This window comes from Candidatus Paceibacterota bacterium (genome assembly GCA_036517255.1).
Lineage (GTDB): Bacteria > Patescibacteriota > Minisyncoccia > Phycocordibacterales > WO2-35-19 > DATDXE01.
In genome coordinates, this window is record DATDXE010000007.1 from 1 (window position 1) to 3,324 (window position 3,324).

Below are 3,324 nucleotides of genomic sequence, written 5' to 3' on the forward strand. Positions count from 1 at the left end.
TGTTGCCGATTTAAGAGACGCGCTTAAGGCAGTGGTGGGGAATCCGCCGCCAAGGTCTGACCTTAAATCAGATGCCCAAGGTCAGACCTTGGCTCCGAAGCGAACTGGGCCTAGTGCCGAAGAGCTCAAAAAAATTCTCGATGTCACCTAAACGTATTCTCATTTTTTCTCTCGCTTATCACCCAATGGTGGGAGGGGCCGAAATCGCTGTCAAAGAGATTACTGACCGTATCTCTGATGTTGAATTTGATATGCTAACAATGCGCTTTAATCCCGCGCATCCCGAGAAAGAAAAAATTGGAAATTGTACGATATATCGTATAAATAGCGGTCCGGGTTATTTGGGTAAGATTTTCTTTGTGCCTCTGGCCGCTTTGCGTGCCATAAAACTAAATAGAGAAAACAAATATGATGCCTTGTGGGCAATTATGACCAACATGCTTTTTCCTGTCACTTTAATGCGACTTTTTGGGAACTGCACGCCTTATGTTCTAACCCTACAGGACGGTGATCCATTTGAGTATGTATTTAAAAGGATAAGAATAAGAATATTTTCACCATTACTTAAATATGGTTTCTGTCATGCGTCAAAAGTGCAAGCTATATCAAACTTTCTAGCCCTATGGGCTAAACAATTCGGACACAGAGGGCAGGTCGAAGTGATACCCAATGGAGTAGATTTTGAAAAATTTGTGGGTAAAAATGTCCTAAGCTCGGCTTTGGACAATACAACACTGATTACGACCTCGAGGTTGGTGGAGAAGAATGCTGTCGGGGATATTATTGACGCTCTCAAGTTTTTGCCAGAAAATGTGAAATTGCAAATTCTCGGTACTGGACCACTGGAAAAAGCTTTAAAGTTTCAAGTTGAAAGTTTAAAGATAGAAAAAAGGGTAGAATTTCTAGGGCATATTTCTCATGAAAATTTACCAAAATATTTGCACCAAGCCGATATTTTCGTCAGACCTTCGCTATCGGAAGGGATGGGCAATTCATTTATCGAGGCTATGGCGGCTGGTCTGCCAGTAATTGCCACTCCGGTTGGGGGAATAGTAGATTTTTTGATAGACCCTTCGAATTCCTCAGGGCAAGTGGCAACAGGGCTTTTTTGCGAAGTGAAGAATCCAGAAAGTATCGCCAAGCAAGTTAGACGTCTGATGGATAATCCGGATTTGTGTCAGAAACTTGTAGAAAATGCCCAAAAAATGGTAAAAGATAAATACGATTGGGATTTGATTGCGGGGGAGATGAAGAGTAGAGTATTTGATACATTATGAAGATTGCAGTGGTGGGAGCAGGAATATTCGGCTCAACGATTGCTATAAAACTGGCTCAAAACGGCTTTGAGATAGATCTATACGAAAAGGAGCCCGATATTCTTCAGGCGGCTTCCGGTATCAACCAGTACAGACTGCACAGGGGCTACCACTATCCTCGAAGCAAGGAAACAGCTTTGTCCTCAAAGTATTCAGAATATTCTTTTCGCAAAGAGTATGGAGAGGCGGTTCTCGACCATAATGAGCATTATTACGTTCTGGCCAAAGAGAGAAGCAAGGTTTCTGGTAAAGATTTTCTAGACTTCTGCAAGGAATGCGGGCTGGAATATGAGAGGGTGGAATTAGATCATGTTTATCCACACATGGTTGAATTTACGATAAAAGGCAGGGAGTCAATTATAGATCCGGTTAAATTGCAAGAGATAGTGAGGAAAAGAATAGAAGACAGTAAAATAAATCTTTTTTTAAATCAAGTGTTTTCTGATGAAAGCATAGATAAATATGATTCGGTGATTAATTGCGCCTATGCCAACCTCAATTTTATACTTGAAAAGTTTCCTGAAGCGATGAGCTATTATCAATTTGAACTCTGTGAGAAGCCAGTTTTGAAATTACCGGAAAGATTTAAGAACAAAAGTATTGTGGTGTTTGACGGGCCGTTTTTTTGCATTGACCCATACTCGGACACGGGGTATCACGTGATGGGTAACGTGGTGCATGCTATTCATGCCACAAACGTAGGTTTATATCCGGAGATCCCGAAAGAATTTGAACCTCTTATGAATAAAGGAGTAATTAGGAATCCTTCAGTTACGAACATAGATAAATTTATTGAATCGGCCGTAGAGTTTATGCCTGAGCTTAAAGATGCGGAGCATATAGGATCGATGTATACCGTAAGAACGGTGCTTCCCAATGTCGATCTAACCGATGAGCGCCCGACTTTGGTGATAAAGATCGGAAATAAAATTATAAATGTATTTTCAGGAAAAATAGGGAACTGTGTAGAGGCGGCTAACGAAGTGCTGAAACTTTTTCGATAATTTTATAGATCTCGAGAGCAAATTGGCCGTCTGTCTTGGGCTCTCTATTTTCTTTAATAGCGGAAAGAAAATCAGAAATCTCTTCAGCCACTGGGGTGGTCTCCGGTAAATCTATCTTATCCAATACTCGTGTTTCGGTATTTATCTCAAAAAGATCGTCGTTGTTCCAGATGTAACCGCCTTCTAGTGTTAGCACTGTCAGAGTCTTCTGCTTAATCGGGCTTGCTCGATTAATGACAGATTTAATGTCGTGCTTGAATGCAGTCTCTAAGATATCCGAATTAGAGATGACTTTGGTATACTTACATGAGACTGGTACAAGTTCAATGCCTAGAGATTTTGCTATGGAGATTTCGTGACAAAGGAGATGCATGACGGCGTCATCATTAAAAGTGCCCCATTTGTGCCATTCGAAAAACATATTTTTCATTTTCTTACTCTTTAGAAGCTCCCTTAACTTCTTTGCTGCGGAGTGGTGGGGGAATTCATAACCAATAGCTAACTTCAAATTTTTCTCTTCTGCTTTCCTTACCAATTTTTCTAAGTCGTTACTATCAGTAGTACCCGGTTTTTCCAAAAAGACATGCTTGTCAGCCTCAAGCGCTTTTGATGCTATATCAAAGTGTGTGTTAGTTGGAGTAGCGATGAAAACCGCCTGAACTTCTGGGTCAGAAAATACAGTCACCAAATCAGTCTTACTGTCGCACTCGTATTTCACCTCAGCTTGTGTACCGAGCTCACCGAGGAGAATTTTTCCCCACCGGCCAATGCCGATCATCGCTACTTTCAATTTATTTTCCATACGAAAAGGAGTACCTATTCACGCCATGTAGTATAGCGCAAATAGGTACCCCAAGCGACTAGGTCTCTCGTGTTCTTAAAAAAGATGATATAATAAAAACTACTTACAACCAAGCATGAGAATTCTTTTAGCAGCAGGAATCTTTTTTCCTGACATTGGCGGGCCAGCCATACATGTGAGAAAGATCGCCGAGAGGCTCGTT

General features: G+C 41.2%; 3 protein-coding genes. 2 read left to right on the top strand and 1 reads right to left on the bottom strand.

The features are described 5' to 3' along the window. Positions 1–140: 140 nt before the first annotated feature. A complete protein-coding gene (locus tag VJH67_01750) occupies positions 141–1,277 on the top strand; it encodes a glycosyltransferase family 4 protein (GenBank protein HEY4515894.1) in 1,137 nt (378 codons plus the stop codon). Further along, the gene (locus VJH67_01755; GenBank protein HEY4515895.1) at positions 1,274–2,320 is read left to right on the top strand and encodes an FAD-dependent oxidoreductase; all 1,047 of its coding nucleotides are present in this window, start codon (positions 1,274–1,276) and stop codon (positions 2,318–2,320) included. The genes VJH67_01750 and VJH67_01755 overlap by 4 nt, the downstream gene beginning before the upstream one ends. Here VJH67_01755 and VJH67_01760 read toward each other — a convergent pair. After that, a complete protein-coding gene (locus VJH67_01760) occupies positions 2,292–3,122 on the bottom strand; it encodes a Gfo/Idh/MocA family oxidoreductase (protein HEY4515896.1) in 831 nt (276 codons plus the stop codon). The genes VJH67_01755 and VJH67_01760 overlap by 29 nt on opposite strands. Between the last annotated feature and the right edge of the window lie 202 nt (positions 3,123–3,324).